We start from the raw sequence: 15,142 nt of genomic DNA, 5'->3' as shown, positions 1-15,142 counted from the left end.
TCGGGCGGCTCTCTCGTCGTTCATTTGTAGATGGGTGCGCGTTTTTCGAGGAACGCGGTGATGCCTTCGAGACCGTCGCGATGATGCAGCGACGCGACGAAGTTATCGCGCTCGGCGACCAGATGATCAGCGAGCGGCTGCGTACCGGCCGCGGCGATCAGCCCCTTGATGCGCGCGACCGAATTGGGCGAAATCGCGCCGAGCTCGTCGGCCCAGGCGAGCGCGTTATCGAGCGCGGTGCCGGCTTTCGTGAGCCGGTTGACGACGCCGAGTTCGTGCAGACGCGCGGCGCCGATCGGCTTGGCTTCGATCAGTACCTCGGTGGCCAGCTGGCGCGGCAGCGCCTCGGCGAGAAACCACGAGCCGCCGCCGTCGGGCGTCAGGCCGACGCGCGCGTAGGACATCGCGAATTTGGCGTTGTCCGCGGCGACGATCAGATCGCAGGCGAGCGCGAGCGAAAATCCGGCGCCGGCCGCCGCGCCTTCCACCGCGGCAATGACCGGCTTCGACGATAGCCGCAGTGCCGAAATCCATTGAGCGAGCATGTCGATGCTATCGGCTTGCACGGAGGGATCTTTCGCGCGATTTTCGAGCAGGCGGTTCAGGTTGCCGCCCGCGCAAAAGAAGTTATCGGCGCCGGTGATCACGACGGCGCGAATCGACGGATCGCGCTCGACGGTATCGAATGCCTCGATGCCCGCGGCGTACATGTCCGGATGCAGCGCGTTGCGCGCACCGGGGTTCGACAGCGTGAGGACCAGCGTGGATTCGCTGCTGGCCGGGCGTGAAGCGAGCAGGGCGGCGCTCATGATCGGGTCTCCGTTGGGATGTCGGTGGCGTCGCGCTGGGTGAGCGCAAGGCCGAGTTGCGCGCGTCTTGCGAGCCACGGCGACGGACGGTAGCGCGGTTCGCCGAGCACGCTGTGCATGTTGCGCAGGATCGTGAGAATGGTGGTGGCGCCGAGCGCGTCGCCGAGCGCGAGCGGTCCGCGCGGGTAGCCGAGGCCGAGCATGACGGCGAGGTCGATGTCCTCCGGCGTCGCGATCTGCTTCTGCGCGATGTCGCAGCCGATGTTGACGATCGTCGCGACCACCCGCTGCGCGACGAAGCCGGTCGAATCGCGGATCACGGTGACGGGGATGCCGTCGGCGGCGAACAGCGCATGCGCGCTATCGCGTGCGGCGCGTGTCGTGGCCGGCGTGGTCATCAGCGTGCGGCGTTGCGCGCCGACGAGCGGGAACAGGGCATCGACGGCGACGACGCGGCTCGCGTCGAGCGCTTCGTCGACCGCGGCCGTGGTCGCGTCGTGGCCGAACGGCGTGACGAGGATCAGCGAACCGGCGGCGGGCGTCGCGCCTTCGTCGAGCTTTACGCCCGCTTTGCCGACCAGTTGCACGACGGCCTCATACGCGTCGCGGTAGCGTTGGCTGACCCACACGCTTTGCGGCAGCGTGGTCGGAGCGGGCGCTTCGGCGGCAACCTGCTGCTTGTCGTCCACGTAGCGATAGAAACCTTCGCCGCTCTTGCGGCCGAGCAGTCCGCCCGATAGCCGCGTGCCCGTGATCGGCGACGGCGTGTAACGCGGTTCTTCGTAGAACTGGTGATAGATCGACTCCATCACCGGATGCGACACGTCGAGCGCGGTCAGGTCCAGCAGCTCGAACGGCCCGAGGCGAAAGCCGGCCTGCTCGCGCATGATGCGGTCGATGTCCGCAAAGCTCGCGACGCCTTCGCCCGCCACGCGCAAGCCCTCGGTATTCATGCCGCGGCCCGCGTGATTGACGATGAAGCCCGGCATGTCCTTCGCGCGCACCGGCGTGTGGCCCATGCGGCGGGCGAGATCCATCAGCGCGTCGCCGGCTTCGGGGTCGCTGCGCAGGCCGTCGATCACTTCGACGACCTTCATCAGTGGCACCGGATTGAAGAAGTGATAGCCGACCACGCGCGACGGATCGGTGCAGCCCGCGGCAATCGCGGTGATCGACAGCGACGACGTATTCGACGCGAGGATGCAGCGGCCGCTGACCACGGTTTCGAGCTCGCGAAACAGCGCCTGCTTCACCTCGAGCTTTTCGACGATCGCCTCGACGACGAGATCGCAGCCGACCAGTTCGCTGATCGCCTGCACGCCGCTCACGTTGGCGAGCGCGGCGAGCGAGCGCGACTGCTCCAGCTTGCCTTTGGCCGTCAATTTGGCGAAAGTCTCCGCGAGATAGTCGCGCGCGGCGCCGACGGCGGCCGCGTGGGTGTCGTAGAGCCGCACGCGCAGGCCAGCGAGCGCCGCGATTTGCGCGATACCGCGGCCCATCGCGCCGGTGCCGACGATGCCGATGGTCGCGATGCTGAAATTGCGAGAGTTCATTGTGATGCCCGACTCCATGGTTATTTTAGAATAGCACGATCGTGCAATTTCTTGGATGATTCGATGGAAAGCCGCTGCTTCAACCTCGACGCGCGGTCTCACACACCGTGACATAAGGAGACACCCCATGATCAAGCTGTGCGGTTTTGCGCTGTCCAACTACTACAACAAGGTCAAGTTCGTGCTGCTCGAACATGGCATCGAGTTCGAGGAGCAGTTCGTGAAGCCGAGTCAGGAAGAAGCGCTGCTCGAGCATTCGCCGCTCGGCAAGGTGCCATATCTGCAGACCGAGCACGGCGACCTCTGCGAGTCGCAGTGCATCGTCGAATATCTGGCTGCGCGTTTTCCCGACAAGCGGATCTTCTGCGCCGATCCGTGGCAGGCCGCCAAGGAACGCGAAATGATCTTTTTCGTCGATGTACATCTCGAGCTGACAGCGCGCAATCTGTACAAGGAAGCGTTTTTCGGCGGCACGGTCAGCGACGCGACGAAAGGGCGCGTCGAGAAGCTGCTCACGCATCACATCGCCGGTTTCAAACGGATCGCGAAGTTCTCGCCGTATCTGTGCGGCGAGCAATTCAGCGTGGCGGATACCGCCGGCTACGTGAGCCTGCCGCTCGTCGGTATGGCGACACAGACCATTTACGGCCGCGATCTTCTGCTCGAAGCGGGGATCGACTGGAAGCGCTACGTAAAGACGATCAACCCGCGGCCGGCTGCGCAGCGCGTGACGGAGGATCGCAAGGCCTGTGTCGCGGCGTCGCGTGCGTCCTGAGGGAATGAGCGCAGTGCCATGAAGCGCGCATGGTTGCGAAGCGCACACCCGTGCCGCGCAGCGCGATGGCAAGTAACGTGGGTTCGTTCGTGGCATCGCGCAAGGCATCCTAGAGCCGCGCGAGCCGTTCGAGCGCGGTAGCGAGCGTGCCTTCCTGCTTGGCGAAGCAGAAGCGCACCACGCCCGACTCGTGCGCCTCGTGATAGAACGCCGAGACCGGAATCGCCGCGACGCCGATTTCGCCGGTCAGCCATTGCGCGAATTCGGCTTCGGGCAGGTCGCTGATCGCCGAATAGTCGACGCATTGAAAATACGTGCCCGTGCACGGCAGCAGCCTGAAGCGCGAATTCGCGAGGCCCGCGCGGAAGAAATCGCGCTTGCGCTGATAGAACGCCGGTAGCTCCACGTACGGCGCCGGGTCCTTCATGTAATTGGCGAGGCCGATCTGCATCGGTGTGTTGACGGTGAACACGTTGAACTGGTGCACCTTGCGGAACTCGGCGCTCAGCGCGGCGGGCGCGGCCACATAGCCGACCTTCCAGCCCGTCACGTGGTAGGTCTTGCCGAAGCTCGACACGACGAAGCTGCGCTGCGCGAGTTGCGGATAACGCGCGACGCTTTCATGCGGCGCGCCGTCGTAGACCATGTGCTCGTACACCTCGTCGGACAGGATCAGCACGTTGGTGCCGCGCACGATCTCCTCGAGCTTGCGCATGTCCTGTTCGCGCCACACGGTTCCGGTCGGATTGTGCGGCGTATTGATCATGATGAGCCGCGTCTTCGGCGTGATCGCGGCGGCGAGCTTGTCGAACGGGATGGCGTAATCGGGTGCGTCGAGTGTGACGAAAACCGGCTTGCCGCCCGCGAGTTCGATCGACGGCAGATAGCTGTCGTAGGTCGGTTCGATCACGATCACTTCGTCGCCGGGATGGACAGTGCAAAGAATCGCGGTCAGCAACGCCTGTGTGGCGCCCGCGGTCACGGTGATTTCGCTATTGGCGTCGTAGTGGCGGCCGTACAGATTCGCGATCTTGTCCGAAATCGCCTGACGCAGCGGCAGCACACCGGCCATCGGCGGATACTGGTTGTGACCGTCGCGCATCGCGTTCGCGACCGCGTCGACGATGCGCGGATCGCAGGCGAAGTCGGGAAAGCCCTGACCCAGATTCACCGCGCCTTTTTCCGCGGCGAGCGCGCTCATCAAGGTGAAAATCGTCGTGCCGACGTTCGGCAGGCGAGACGGAAACGTGGGGCTCGTGGGCGTGTCGTGCGGTGCGTTCATGGCGTCGTGGGTAGCAGGGCGATAAGGTGGGCCGGTTCTCGAACTGTCGTTGCGAAGGGCGAAGCCTGATTGTAGGGAATCGCGACACGCTGTGCGCGCCGCGGGTGTCACGTTGATCGTCAGAAGCCGCCTGACGATGAACCTTCAACATGCGCTCGGATCAACGCGCCGCACGGACGGTCGGATTCACGCGTTGACGGGCTCGCCCCCAGCATTCTGCGCGATGCCGATTGCCGCGACGAACGGTGCCGGTTGCGCGATCCTGAAGCCGAAGTCGCGCGCGATCCGTTTCGCGAGCTTCAGCACCGCACGGTCTTTCGACACGAGCCAGTCGGCCTGCGCCGCATGCGCAAGCTCGAGAAACTTCTGATCGTCGCGATCCTTGCATTGGGGCAGCGGCCGCGCGTCGGCGGCGGACTCGGTCGGCTCACACGGCTCGACCAGTTGCGCCAGCCGCGCGACGACCGCGAGCGCAGCGGCTTTGTCGACATTGCGGTGCGCGAACTGCGGATAGTCGAGCACGTAGGCGAGCTCGGCGAGGCAGCGCGCGTCGATCAGCGCGGCGAGCGCGCCGCTTTCGAGCGCGGCGGCGATCGGCCGCGTGTGAGGGTCGTCGAATACGAGTATGTCGATCCAGACATTGGAATCGAGTACGACGCGCAACGCGCCGCTTGAGGCGAGGGAACCGGGCATTCGTTACAATCGGGCTTTCGTCTTTGACCGCCAGGCACGGCGTGCCTGCAAGCCTCTATGATAATCGTTCTGTCGCCGGCGAAATCGCTCGACTACGACACCCCGCCGCACGTCAAAAAGCACACGATCCCCGATTTCGTCGATGACGCCGCCGAACTGATCAGCGGCCTGCGCCGTTTGTCGCCGCAACAGATCGCTTCGCTGATGAGCATTTCCGATCAGCTCGCGCACCTCAATTTTCAGCGTTACGCGGACTGGTCGCCGCAATTCGGCACGCACAACGCCAAGCAGGCGGTGCTCGCTTTCAACGGCGACGTGTACGAAGGTTTCGATGCGAAGACGTTGTCGTCGGCCGATCTCGACTATGCGCAGAATCACGTGCGGGTGCTGTCGGGCCTCTACGGCCTGCTGCGTCCGCTCGATCTGCTGCAGCCGTACCGGCTCGAAATGGGCACGCGCTTCGTCAACCCGCGCGGCAAGGATCTGTACGCGTTCTGGGGCGAGCGGATCACGCATGCGTTGAACGCGCAGTTGAAGAAGAATGCGGCCACCTCGCGCGTGCTGGTCAATTGCGCATCGGGCGAATATTTCAAGTCGGTCAAGCCGAAGCTGCTCGACGCGCCGGTCGTCACGCCGGTGTTCGAAGACTGGAAGGGCGGCCGCTACAAAATCATCAGCTTCCATGCAAAACGCGCGCGCGGCTTGATGGCGCGCTTCGCGGTGGAAAATCGCCTCGATCGTCCCGAGCAGTTGAAGGACTTCGAGACCGAAGGCTACGCGTTCAGTGCCGAAGCCTCGAACGACTCCACTTTCGTATTTCGCCGCCGCGTTGCGGAATAAGCGTGCCGCTGCGCTAAAAAGGCAGCTTGAATTCAGGCAGGGAAGACTCCGATGACGTTATCGATTACGAGCAATTTCGACGCAGGCGCAGTTGATGTGTTGTCCTGCGAGGACGCCGGCAATATTCGCCTGCGCGTACGGCCCGACAGCCACGCCGAGTTTGCGCAGTGGTTCTATTTCCGCCTGTCGGGCGCGGCGGGCGAGCGCTGCGTGATGACCTTCGAGAACGCTGCCGCGTGCGCGTTCGCGGAGGGCTGGCGCGACTATCGGGCGGTCGCGAGCTACGACCGCGTGAACTGGTTTCGCGTGCCGACGTCGTACGACGGCCGCGTGCTGACGATCGACCATACGCCCGATTTCGACAGCATCTACTACGCGTACTTCGAACCGTACAGCGAGGAGCGTCATGCCGAGTTTCTCGGCGCCGTGCAGCAGATGCCGCACGCGTCGCTGACCGAACTCGGCAAGACGGTCGAAGGCCGGCCGATTTCGCTGCTCACGCTCGGCACGCCGCCCGCCAACGATGCCGCCAACGCCGCGCCCAAAAAGAACATCTGGCTGATTGCCCGGCAGCATCCGGGCGAGACGATGGCCGAATGGTTCATCGAGGGGTTCGTGAAGCGCCTCGTCGGTTGGGGCGATTGGGCGGGCGACCCGGTCGCGCGCAAGCTGTACGATCATGCAGTGTTTCGCATCGTGCCGAACATGAATCCGGACGGCAGCGTGCGCGGCAATCTGCGCACCAACGCGGCCGGCGCGAACCTGAATCGCGAATGGATGGAGCCGGATGCCGCGCGCAGTCCCGAGGTGCTGGTGGTGCGCGACGCGATTCATGCGATAGGCTGCGACCTGTTCTTCGATATTCATGGCGACGAGGCATTGCCGTATGTGTTCGTCGCGGGCTCCGAAATGTTGCCGGGCTTCACCGAGCGGCAGGGCCGCGAGCAGACGGCGTTCATCGAGGCGTTCAAGCACGCGAGTCCGGATTTTCAGGACCAGTATGGCTATGCGGCGAGCAAGTATCGCGAGGATGCGTTGAAGCTCGCGTCGAAGTACATCGGCAACGAATTCGGCTGTCTGTCGTTGACGTTGGAAATGCCGTTCAAGGACAACGCAAATCTGCCCGACGAGCGGGCCGGCTGGAACGGCGAGCGCAGCGCATCGCTTGGCGCCGCAATGTTGCAAGCGATCCTGCGACACGTGGAGACGTTCGCCTGAAGAAGCGGACGAATGGACACAAAAAACGAGGCACGCACGGCAAAAGTGCGTGCCTCGTTTTTTATTGGGGCGACTGATCGGACGTTGGCGCGGCTCGATCAGCGCCAGATGTCATTGGCTCTTCTTCTTCGAGCTCTTGTTTGCCGATTTGCTCGACGTCGTGCGCGACGATTGGCCCGAGCCTGTCTTCGACGACTTCTTCGACGTCTTGCCGCCGACCGCGTGCTTGCCTTTGCCGCCTTTGTGCTTGCCCGATCCCGCGCTATGCGCGCGGTTTGGCGGTACCGGATCGTTCCAGCTGAACGCGAGCATCTGCGAGCCGACGTAGCCGCAGCGGAATTTCAGATCGGCCGGCTCGCCCGAGTTATCCTGGCGCACGCCGACGCCCTCGACGGTGACGATGCTGTCCACCTTGACGCGCTGCTTGCCTTCGTCGAACGAGTCGTTCCATGGCGTGACCGACGAGTGCGCACTGTCGAACGAACTGGACGGGAATTCGACGTGGTCGAAAGCGATTGACGTGCTCGCGACGAAGTCGCCATGCGCGGCGCAGTCCGCGACGAGCGGATCCGCATGCATTTCGGTGATAAATCTTTTGACGAGGTCGTTGTGCTGTTCGAGCTGATCAGCGAATGCGGGAGCCGCGCAGATGAGCGAGAGACTCGCTGCGCAGGCTGCCAACCGGCCGATCACCCGCAGCAACCGGCTCGGTACATTGGTGCGATCCATCTAGTTCTTTAGACGCAAATGGGAGATGAGGCAAATAAGATGCCGCGCGCAAGGGTTGAGTTCAATGTTGCTGCAAATATTCTGCCTTGTCCTGGCGGGGACGCCCGGAAAGTCTCCAGTGACGAGGCGCTGATTATCACAGATGCGCCGCACTCGACGTCAAAGCGCGCATTCTCAGGTGCGCGGGCCGCCCAGACGATAGCGCCGCACGTCGTAGGTGGTCACCCATGCGGGACGGTAGACCGCGATCAGCGCGGTCGCCATGCCAGTGAACCATGCTTCGCCGGTGGCGAGCAGCAGCACGCTGAGCGCGTAGCCGATTGGCACCACGGTCATCGAACCGCCGGACACGACGATATGGATGCCGAGCGCTGCCGCGGCCGTCAACGACACGGCAATGGCGGGCGAAACGAAGCCCTGGCCGAAGATGAACATGAAAAGATTGCGCGGTAGCCACGCGGTGCAGATGCGCTGGAGCAAGGTCGAGATGGCGACGGGCAGGGCTCCGTACACGAGGAACGTCAGCGCGATGCCCTGCCACGGCGCATCGAAGACGACGGCGGCCAGACCCGCGACCACCGCCATCGCGATCAGGGCGAGCCCCCAGTCGAACAGCGTGACGACGAGCGTGGCGCCGAGCAGGTGCATCACGGTGCCGTCGTCGAGCCAGGCGTTGCTCGACCACAGCACCGACACCGCGACGATTATCGCGAGCCAGACATGCTGGAGCGTGCCGTCCTGAAGTCTTTTGAAAGGTTTTTTCCACAGCGCGAGCGCGATCACCATCGCAGTGGCAATCCAGCCACCGACAGCGACCCAAAACGGAAGCGGTGTGTAGAGGAAACCCATGTGTCTCATATTACTCGTTGGACGACAAAAGGTGTGAGCGGATTCCATGCCAGCCCACCCTCGACGCCGCGCGCATGCGGACGTTCCAACCCATGCGCGCGGCGTGCCCCGCGCCCCGCGTCATGCGGAACCCGGCCCGACCGACTTCCGCGCGGGCCGGCCGGGTGGGGCCTCACCGTACGACGTGGCGGGCTCCGCGGCCATCGGTAGCGCGCTGCTGGTGTCGCTGCCCGGCAACGGATACTGGAAGCGCGCACGTGTGCGGCGCCGGAGCGGAACCGGGCCAGGCTGCCCGCGGATGACCGGCTGCGCGCTGTGCTCGCCGTTGTTGCGCAGCACTTGCAAATGATTCGTGAGCCATCCGTTGTAAAGCGCGACCGCGGCGGCGCGATTGGGCGCACCAAGTTGCTGGAATATGCTCGTCAGGTGGATCTTGACCGTACCTTCGCTAATGCCGAGCGTGCGCGCGATCATCTTGTTGGTGCTGCCCATGTGCACGCAGCGCATGATCTGCTCCTGCCGCGGTGACAGCCCGCCCGAGAGTTTGTTGCGGCGGGGCGGCGGACTTTCTTCGTCGAACGTACGGATCGCGGTGTCGGTCGGCAGCGGCGGATCGATCGCCAGCGCGCCGGGCGGCACGTAGTGACCGCCGAGCAGCACCATTTCCAATGCGCGCACGATCAGGCAGGGATCGGTGTCGCGTGGAACAACGCCGAGCACACCTTCGTCCATCAGCGCGCGCACGAGCGCGGGCAAAGTCCCGTCGGTGAGCACGCTGATGCGCAGGTCCGGAAAGTGGCTGAGCAACGCCCGCACCTGCGCAACCGACATCCAGTCCTCCCAGTCGATCACGACGAGATCAGGCCGATAACGCTTGAACGGACGTTCGAGCAGACGCCATTCATCGGCTTCTGTGAAGCGTGCCAGCCGGTCGATCTGCCGCAGCAAGGCCTTGAGTCCATCACGTCGTTCTGCGTTTGAATTGAGAATCGCGAAGCGCATGCATGTCTCCAGATGTATCGGGCGAAATGGCGCGACGCATCTGTGGGACTCGTGGAGCTGACTCGATCACGGCGATGCGTCACCGTGCCTATGATGACAAATTCCCTTCGTTTTGACGGCTGTCCAAAAGGCATAAGAAATGCGGACAATCAACAAAAAAGCCCCGTGTATTCGGGGCTTTTTTGCGATAAGGCAGGGATGTCGACTTCGGTGTCAATGGAAATGGGGTTGCGCGGGCTCGGCGTCTTCGGGCATTTCCGCGTGGACGATTTCGCCGAGCGGGTCCGCATACAGCGGCACGCCGCAGTCGTCGCAATATTCCGGCTCGAAGCGGCCCGCGTGGCGGCGCACATCCGTGATGCCGGTTTCCTTGAGCAGCGCGACGATTTCCTCGAGCGGTTCGTCGGAGCCGGTGATTTCCTCCGGCTCCTCGTCGATGCCCGCCTCGCCGTTTTCGCGGCCGTAGAGTGGCCACACGACACCGTAGATCACGTCGTTGCTGCCCTTGCGCGTGAAGCCGACGCGGTACTCGTCGATGCGCCGCTCGCCGAAGCCGGCGACCACCGCGCGCAGATCCTGCGGCGCCGCGCCAATAGTGTCGAAAAGATAACGCACGGCGGTACGCACGGTGTGCGGACGGACACTTTCATCGGCGTCGCGGCACGCCGAGTAGTACGCATCCGGCAGCAGACATTCGAATTCGCAGCCCGGCAGCACGACCGACAGATTCGCGCCGCCTTGGGTGGCCCATTGCTCGAGACATTGGCCGCGTTCGATGCGAGTGCCGTGCTCTTCTTCCTGCCAGCGGAACGTCGCGTCGCCGACGGGAGCGGCGACTACGGCGAGCAGAAAGCGCGGGTCCGCCAGAATCGGCGAGGTCTCCGGCAGTTCGCCGAAATTGAGCTTCGCGTTGCCGCCGCTGACCGCGGCTTGCGCAAGTTGCTGGGCGATGCGCCACGTTTCGACGTGATGGCGCGGCAACTGGTCGATGCTGAACAGGAATGGAGCCATTGCCACGCGCGTGTTGGCAGCGAGCACGTGCGCTTGCAGGTGTGCGCGCAGGGCGTCGGCGGCGTCGGACTTGAGCGGGCCGGACGGAATCACGTAGCGGGTCCAGGCGAGCACAGGCGCGGCGATCAGCAGCGCTTCATAAGACACGCCTTCATGTTCGATCACGAACGATTCGCTGTGCGTTTCCGCCATGTCGGCCAGCGCGCCGTAGGCATCCGGATGGTTTTGCTGCAGATGGTCGAGCGCGGCGTCCAGCGTAGTCTGGTTGGCGTTGCGCACGACTTTGGCCAGCAGCGCGTCGAGCTTCGCTTCCCAGAAGCGATCTTCGGTACGGCTGCCCGACGCGAAAAGCGCGAGCGAGAGACCGACGAGCTTGTCGGCGTCGGGAGGGAGACGTTTGGTGATTCGCGAGCGCATAAATCCAGAAAAATTGGGGGCACGGAACCTTATATTCTAGTCTTTTCCAGGCAGCTATATGGATTGGCCAGCAATCTCCGGGCAATTTGGGCGCTTTCATCTCAAAAAATGCGGTCGCCACCGGCACAGTCGCAAGCGACTCGCAACACCCTGGCGGGATGGTATAAGACACCCCGGACGCCCAACTCGCTTCTATACTGACGGCGTTCAGCGGGCGCCTGACGGGCGTGTGTCATGTCATTGCCACGGTCTGGCGCAATAGGAGATTCATCGTGAAATCTGACCAACTGATCGAGCGACTTGCCGCGGTATTCGCATTGATTGTGCTCGTGGGTGGGTCGTTGCTGGTGCTGGCGCCATTTACGACCGCGCTGCTGTGGGGCGCCATCCTCAGCTACAGTTCCTGGGGACTCTACCGGCGACTCACTGGCGTGGTCGGCGGGCGGCGCAAGCTGGCCGCGACCTTGATCGTGCTGATTATTCTGGTCGTGGTGCTCGGGCCGTTCGTCTATGCGGGTTTCGCGTTCGGCGCGCATGTTCACGACATCGTTGCGCTGGTGCAAAGACTTTTCGAGTCGGGGTTGCCCGATCTGCCGCCGTGGGTGCAGCGGATCCCGCTGGTTGGTTCGAGCATCGAGGCCTTTTGGGAGCGCTTGACCAGCAGCAATTCCGAGTTGATCGCGCAATTGCACACGCTCGCCGCGCCGGCTGGGAAGTGGATTCTGGCGGCGGCGCTTGCGGTGACGCATGGGCTGGGGCTGCTGGCGTTGAGCATCGTGCTCGCGTTCTTCTTTTATACCGGTGGCGAGGGGGCGGCCGCCTGGCTGAACGCCGGCATGCGTCGAGTAGCCGGTGAGCGCGCCGAGTATCTGCTGGCGCTGGCGGGCAGCACGGTGAAGGGGGTGGTCTACGGGATTCTTGGTACGGCCCTCGTACAGGCGGTTCTCGCGGGATTCGGTTTCTGGATGGCGGGCGTACCGGCGCCGGCGTTGCTCGGGCTCGTGACGTTTTTTCTGTCGGTGGTGCCGGGCGGTCCGGTCATTGTCTGGTTGCCGGCAGCGATCTGGCTGTATCAGGGCGGGTCGACTGGATGGGCGATTTTTGTGGTCATATGGGGCCTGCTGGTAGTCGGCATGGCCGATAACGTCATCAAGCCGATCCTGATCGGCAAAAACAGTGACATGCCGTTGATTCTGGTGATGCTCGGCATCCTCGGCGGCGCGTTTGCGTTTGGTTTTCTTGGTGTTTTCATCGGCCCGACGTTGCTGGCGGTCGCTTATACCGTGCTGCATGATTGGACGATCGGCGCATCCGCTGCCCAGACGCTGGCGCCCGAAGTGAAAACCCCATCGATAGACGATCCGGGCCGTATGGGAAAGATCCCCTAAGGAAAACCCCAGGATTTCGCTTGCAAGTTCTGGCTGCGGCGACTAGAATTCCGCTCTTTCGCGCTCCGGACGCCGGGGTGCGGAGAAGCGGGAAGCCTTTGATGGCGTGGGCTTCGGCGGCGTGGGCAGGTTAGGCGAGTGATAAAAACCTGTTGACGATCCGACGGAAGTTCTCCATAATCTCCCTTCTCTGCTGCAGACGCAGCGACGCAAACGAAGCAGTGCCGGGTAGTGGTGGTTCAGGCGCGGCGGGTTTGGCGGACCGATCTTTAAAAACTAACAGTCGATAAGTGTGGGCGCTTGATGCGGGATGCGGCAGCGGATTCTCCGGAATCTGCTGTCAGGCAGAAGTATCAGAAGCCTCACACAGTATTAGAGGAAGGTTTGTCTGTCGAAAGACGGATCAATCATCGTCAGTACGTTGAGTGAGCGACCGGGTTCGAGAGAGCCCGAACACAGTAACAGGTTTGAACTGAAGAGTTTGATCCTGGCTCAGATTGAACGCTGGCGGCATGCCTTACACATGCAAGTCGAACGGCAGCACGGACTTTGGTCTGGTGGCGAGTGGCGAACGGGTGAGTAATACATCGGAACGTGTCCTGGAGTGGGGGATAGCCCGGCGAAAGCCGGATTAATACCGCATACGCTCGGGAGAGGAAAGCGGGGGATCTTTCGGGACCTCGCGCTGCAGGGGCGGCCGATGGCAGATTAGGTAGTTGGTGGGGTAAAGGCCTACCAAGCCGACGATCTGTAGCTGGTCTGAGAGGACGACCAGCCACACTGGGACTGAGACACGGCCCAGACTCCTACGGGAGGCAGCAGTGGGGAATTTTGGACAATGGGCGCAAGCCTGATCCAGCAATGCCGCGTGTGTGAAGAAGGCCTTCGGGTTGTAAAGCACTTTTGTCCGGAAAGAAAACCTCGTGGCTAATATCCGTGAGGGATGACGGTACCGGAAGAATAAGCACCGGCTAACTACGTGCCAGCAGCCGCGGTAATACGTAGGGTGCGAGCGTTAATCGGAATTACTGGGCGTAAAGCGTGCGCAGGCGGTGCTGTAAGACCGATGTGAAATCCCCGGGCTTAACCTGGGAACTGCATTGGTGACTGCAGCGCTGGAGTATGGCAGAGGGGGGTGGAATTCCACGTGTAGCAGTGAAATGCGTAGAGATGTGGAGGAACACCGATGGCGAAGGCAGCCCCCTGGGCCAATACTGACGCTCATGCACGAAAGCGTGGGGAGCAAACAGGATTAGATACCCTGGTAGTCCACGCCCTAAACGATGTCAACTGGTTGTCGGGCCTTCATTGGCTTGGTAACGTAGCTAACGCGTGAAGTTGACCGCCTGGGGAGTACGGTCGCAAGATTAAAACTCAAAGGAATTGACGGGGACCCGCACAAGCGGTGGATGATGTGGATTAATTCGATGCAACGCGAAAAACCTTACCTACCCTTGACATGTATGGAATCCTGCCGAGAGGCGGGAGTGCCCGAAAGGGAGCCATAACACAGGTGCTGCATGGCTGTCGTCAGCTCGTGTCGTGAGATGTTGGGTTAAGTCCCGCAACGAGCGCAACCCTTGTCCCTAGTTGCTACGCAAGAGCACTCCAGGGAGACTGCCGGTGACAAACCGGAGGAAGGTGGGGATGACGTCAAGTCCTCATGGCCCTTATGGGTAGGGCTTCACACGTCATACAATGGTCGGAACAGAGGGTTGCCAAGCCGCGAGGTGGAGCCAATCCCAGAAAACCGATCGTAGTCCGGATCGCACTCTGCAACTCGGGTGCGTGAAGCTGGAATCGCTAGTAATCGCGGATCAGCATGCCGCGGTGAATACGTTCCCGGGTCTTGTACACACCGCCCGTCACACCATGGGAGTGGGTTTTACCAGAAGTGGCTAGTCTAACCGCAAGGAGGACGGTCACCACGGTAGGATTCATGACTGGGGTGAAGTCGTAACAAGGTAGCCGTATCGGAAGGTGCGGCTGGATCACCTCCTTTCCAGAGCTGTGCATTCATTGCACTCAAGTGCTCACGCTTATCGGCTGTGGTTAGAAGCAACGCAGGCAGGCTCAGGGGTCTGTAGCTCAGCCGGTTAGAGCACCGTCTTGATAAGGCGGGGGTCGATGGTTCGAATCCATCCAGACCCACCAGTGTCTTGTCTGGTGAGCTGAAGGGCTGGGGCCGCTGGAGTATCTGTGGGACTGGGGGATTAGCTCAGCTGGGAGAGCACCTGCTTTGCAAGCAGGGGGTCGTCGGTTCGATCCCGTCATCCTCCACCAATCCTCAATGCGCAGGGTTCTGCATGAAGGCAGAGCGTTGCGCATTGGCGATTGAGCCAGTCAGAGCGGTATGAGGCACAGGCTTCATACCGGCTGCCGTTCTTTAACAATCAGGAAGAAGTAGTAAAGAGATTCACGAAAGCATACCTGGAGATGGGTGTGTGAGTAGGTGAATCAGGGTTGTGATTGTATCGATGTATTTTAAAGGTGATCGAAAGATTGCTTTGGAATACGGCGCAACACGAATACTCAACCTGTAGCGAGTGCGTCTATCCCCTCCGGGGATGGGACCC

12 protein-coding genes, 2 tRNA genes and 1 rRNA gene are annotated in these 15,142 nt (G+C 62.3%); 7 read left to right on the top strand and 8 right to left on the bottom strand.

Annotated elements, in window-relative coordinates; all coding sequences use genetic code 11:
• Positions 1-20: 20 nt before the first annotated feature.
• On the bottom strand, positions 21-809 hold the full coding sequence (locus OKW35_RS03345; protein WP_090803799.1) for an oxepin-CoA hydrolase, alternative type: 789 nt from the start codon (positions 807-809) through the stop codon (positions 21-23).
• Positions 806-2,362: a 3-hydroxyacyl-CoA dehydrogenase gene (locus tag OKW35_RS03340; RefSeq protein ID WP_429551249.1), complete on the bottom strand. Its 1,557-nt coding sequence runs from the start codon at positions 2,360-2,362 to the stop codon at positions 806-808. The genes OKW35_RS03345 and OKW35_RS03340 overlap by 4 nt, the downstream gene beginning before the upstream one ends.
• Positions 2,363-2,489: 127 nt before the next feature.
• On the opposite strand from OKW35_RS03340, the gene OKW35_RS03335 reads away from it, so the two are divergent.
• Complete coding sequence (locus tag OKW35_RS03335; RefSeq protein ID WP_429491502.1) at positions 2,490-3,137, top strand: glutathione S-transferase; 648 nt, start codon at positions 2,490-2,492, stop codon at positions 3,135-3,137.
• Between the two features lie 109 nt (positions 3,138-3,246).
• On the opposite strand, the gene OKW35_RS03330 is transcribed toward OKW35_RS03335, so the two are convergent.
• Both OKW35_RS03330 and OKW35_RS03325 read right to left on the bottom strand, forming a co-directional pair.
• Positions 3,247-4,419: a pyridoxal phosphate-dependent aminotransferase gene (locus OKW35_RS03330; RefSeq protein ID WP_429551248.1), complete on the bottom strand. Its 1,173-nt coding sequence runs from the start codon at positions 4,417-4,419 to the stop codon at positions 3,247-3,249.
• 186 nt (positions 4,420-4,605) lie between these two features.
• Positions 4,606-5,112, bottom strand: coding sequence for a putative toxin-antitoxin system toxin component, PIN family (locus OKW35_RS03325; RefSeq protein ID WP_429551247.1), 507 nt, complete (start codon positions 5,110-5,112; stop codon positions 4,606-4,608).
• A gap of 57 nt (positions 5,113-5,169) precedes the next feature.
• On the opposite strand from OKW35_RS03325, the gene yaaA reads away from it, so the two are divergent.
• Both yaaA and OKW35_RS03315 read left to right on the top strand, forming a co-directional pair.
• Complete coding sequence (gene yaaA, locus OKW35_RS03320) at positions 5,170-5,952, top strand: peroxide stress protein YaaA (protein WP_184059287.1); 783 nt, start codon at positions 5,170-5,172, stop codon at positions 5,950-5,952.
• Between the two features lie 51 nt (positions 5,953-6,003).
• Positions 6,004-7,170: a M14 family metallopeptidase gene (locus OKW35_RS03315; protein WP_429491504.1), complete on the top strand. Its 1,167-nt coding sequence runs from the start codon at positions 6,004-6,006 to the stop codon at positions 7,168-7,170.
• A gap of 111 nt (positions 7,171-7,281) precedes the next feature.
• Here OKW35_RS03315 and OKW35_RS03310 read toward each other — a convergent pair whose 3' ends face one another.
• The 4 genes from OKW35_RS03310 to OKW35_RS03295 all read right to left on the bottom strand — a co-directional run bounded on the left by OKW35_RS03310 (position 7,282) and on the right by OKW35_RS03295 (position 11,178).
• On the bottom strand, positions 7,282-7,899 hold the full coding sequence (locus tag OKW35_RS03310) for a BspC domain-containing protein (protein WP_429551246.1): 618 nt from the start codon (positions 7,897-7,899) through the stop codon (positions 7,282-7,284).
• 174 nt (positions 7,900-8,073) lie between these two features.
• The gene (locus OKW35_RS03305; RefSeq protein ID WP_184028785.1) at positions 8,074-8,748 is read right to left on the bottom strand and encodes an energy-coupling factor ABC transporter permease; all 675 of its coding nucleotides are present in this window, start codon (positions 8,746-8,748) and stop codon (positions 8,074-8,076) included.
• Positions 8,749-8,868: 120 nt separating this feature from the next.
• Complete coding sequence (locus OKW35_RS03300) at positions 8,869-9,750, bottom strand: LuxR C-terminal-related transcriptional regulator (protein WP_429551245.1); 882 nt, start codon at positions 9,748-9,750, stop codon at positions 8,869-8,871.
• Positions 9,751-9,963: 213 nt separating this feature from the next.
• Positions 9,964-11,178: a DUF2863 family protein gene (locus tag OKW35_RS03295; RefSeq protein WP_184028728.1), complete on the bottom strand. Its 1,215-nt coding sequence runs from the start codon at positions 11,176-11,178 to the stop codon at positions 9,964-9,966.
• Between the two features lie 272 nt (positions 11,179-11,450).
• On the opposite strand from OKW35_RS03295, the gene OKW35_RS03290 reads away from it, so the two are divergent.
• The 4 genes from OKW35_RS03290 to OKW35_RS03275 all read left to right on the top strand — a co-directional run bounded on the left by OKW35_RS03290 (position 11,451) and on the right by OKW35_RS03275 (position 14,849).
• The gene (locus OKW35_RS03290; RefSeq protein ID WP_090803817.1) at positions 11,451-12,566 is read left to right on the top strand and encodes an AI-2E family transporter; all 1,116 of its coding nucleotides are present in this window, start codon (positions 11,451-11,453) and stop codon (positions 12,564-12,566) included.
• Between the two features lie 469 nt (positions 12,567-13,035).
• Positions 13,036-14,568: ribosomal RNA gene (locus OKW35_RS03285) — 16S ribosomal RNA — on the top strand.
• Positions 14,569-14,643: 75 nt separating this feature from the next.
• Positions 14,644-14,720, top strand: a tRNA-Ile gene (locus OKW35_RS03280).
• Positions 14,721-14,773: 53 nt separating this feature from the next.
• Positions 14,774-14,849 (top strand) — tRNA-Ala (locus OKW35_RS03275).
• The last annotated feature ends 293 nt before the right edge of the window (positions 14,850-15,142 follow it).

This window comes from Paraburkholderia sp. MM5477-R1, assembly GCF_050436385.1.
In the GTDB taxonomy this organism is placed as follows: Bacteria; Pseudomonadota; Gammaproteobacteria; order Burkholderiales; family Burkholderiaceae; genus Paraburkholderia; species Paraburkholderia tuberum.
This window is presented reverse-complemented; position numbering and strand designations above follow the sequence as displayed.

Excerpts from the sequence above, each read along its gene's own strand:
- OKW35_RS03345 (WP_090803799.1), bottom strand. The coding sequence starts at position 809 with ATGAGCGCCGCCCTGCTCGCTTCACGCCCGGCCAGCAGCGAATCCACG.
- OKW35_RS03340 (WP_429551249.1), bottom strand. The coding sequence starts at position 2,362 with ATGAACTCTCGCAATTTCAGCATCGCGACCATCGGCATCGTCGGCACC.
- OKW35_RS03335 (WP_429491502.1), top strand. The coding sequence starts at position 2,490 with ATGATCAAGCTGTGCGGTTTTGCGCTGTCCAACTACTACAACAAGGTC.
- OKW35_RS03330 (WP_429551248.1), bottom strand. The coding sequence starts at position 4,419 with ATGAACGCACCGCACGACACGCCCACGAGCCCCACGTTTCCGTCTCGC.
- OKW35_RS03325 (WP_429551247.1), bottom strand. The coding sequence starts at position 5,112 with ATGCCCGGTTCCCTCGCCTCAAGCGGCGCGTTGCGCGTCGTACTCGAT.
- yaaA (WP_184059287.1), top strand. The coding sequence starts at position 5,170 with ATGATAATCGTTCTGTCGCCGGCGAAATCGCTCGACTACGACACCCCG.
- OKW35_RS03315 (WP_429491504.1), top strand. The coding sequence starts at position 6,004 with ATGACGTTATCGATTACGAGCAATTTCGACGCAGGCGCAGTTGATGTG.
- OKW35_RS03310 (WP_429551246.1), bottom strand. The coding sequence starts at position 7,899 with ATGGATCGCACCAATGTACCGAGCCGGTTGCTGCGGGTGATCGGCCGG.
- OKW35_RS03305 (WP_184028785.1), bottom strand. The coding sequence starts at position 8,748 with ATGGGTTTCCTCTACACACCGCTTCCGTTTTGGGTCGCTGTCGGTGGC.
- OKW35_RS03300 (WP_429551245.1), bottom strand. The coding sequence starts at position 9,750 with ATGCGCTTCGCGATTCTCAATTCAAACGCAGAACGACGTGATGGACTC.
- OKW35_RS03295 (WP_184028728.1), bottom strand. The coding sequence starts at position 11,178 with ATGCGCTCGCGAATCACCAAACGTCTCCCTCCCGACGCCGACAAGCTC.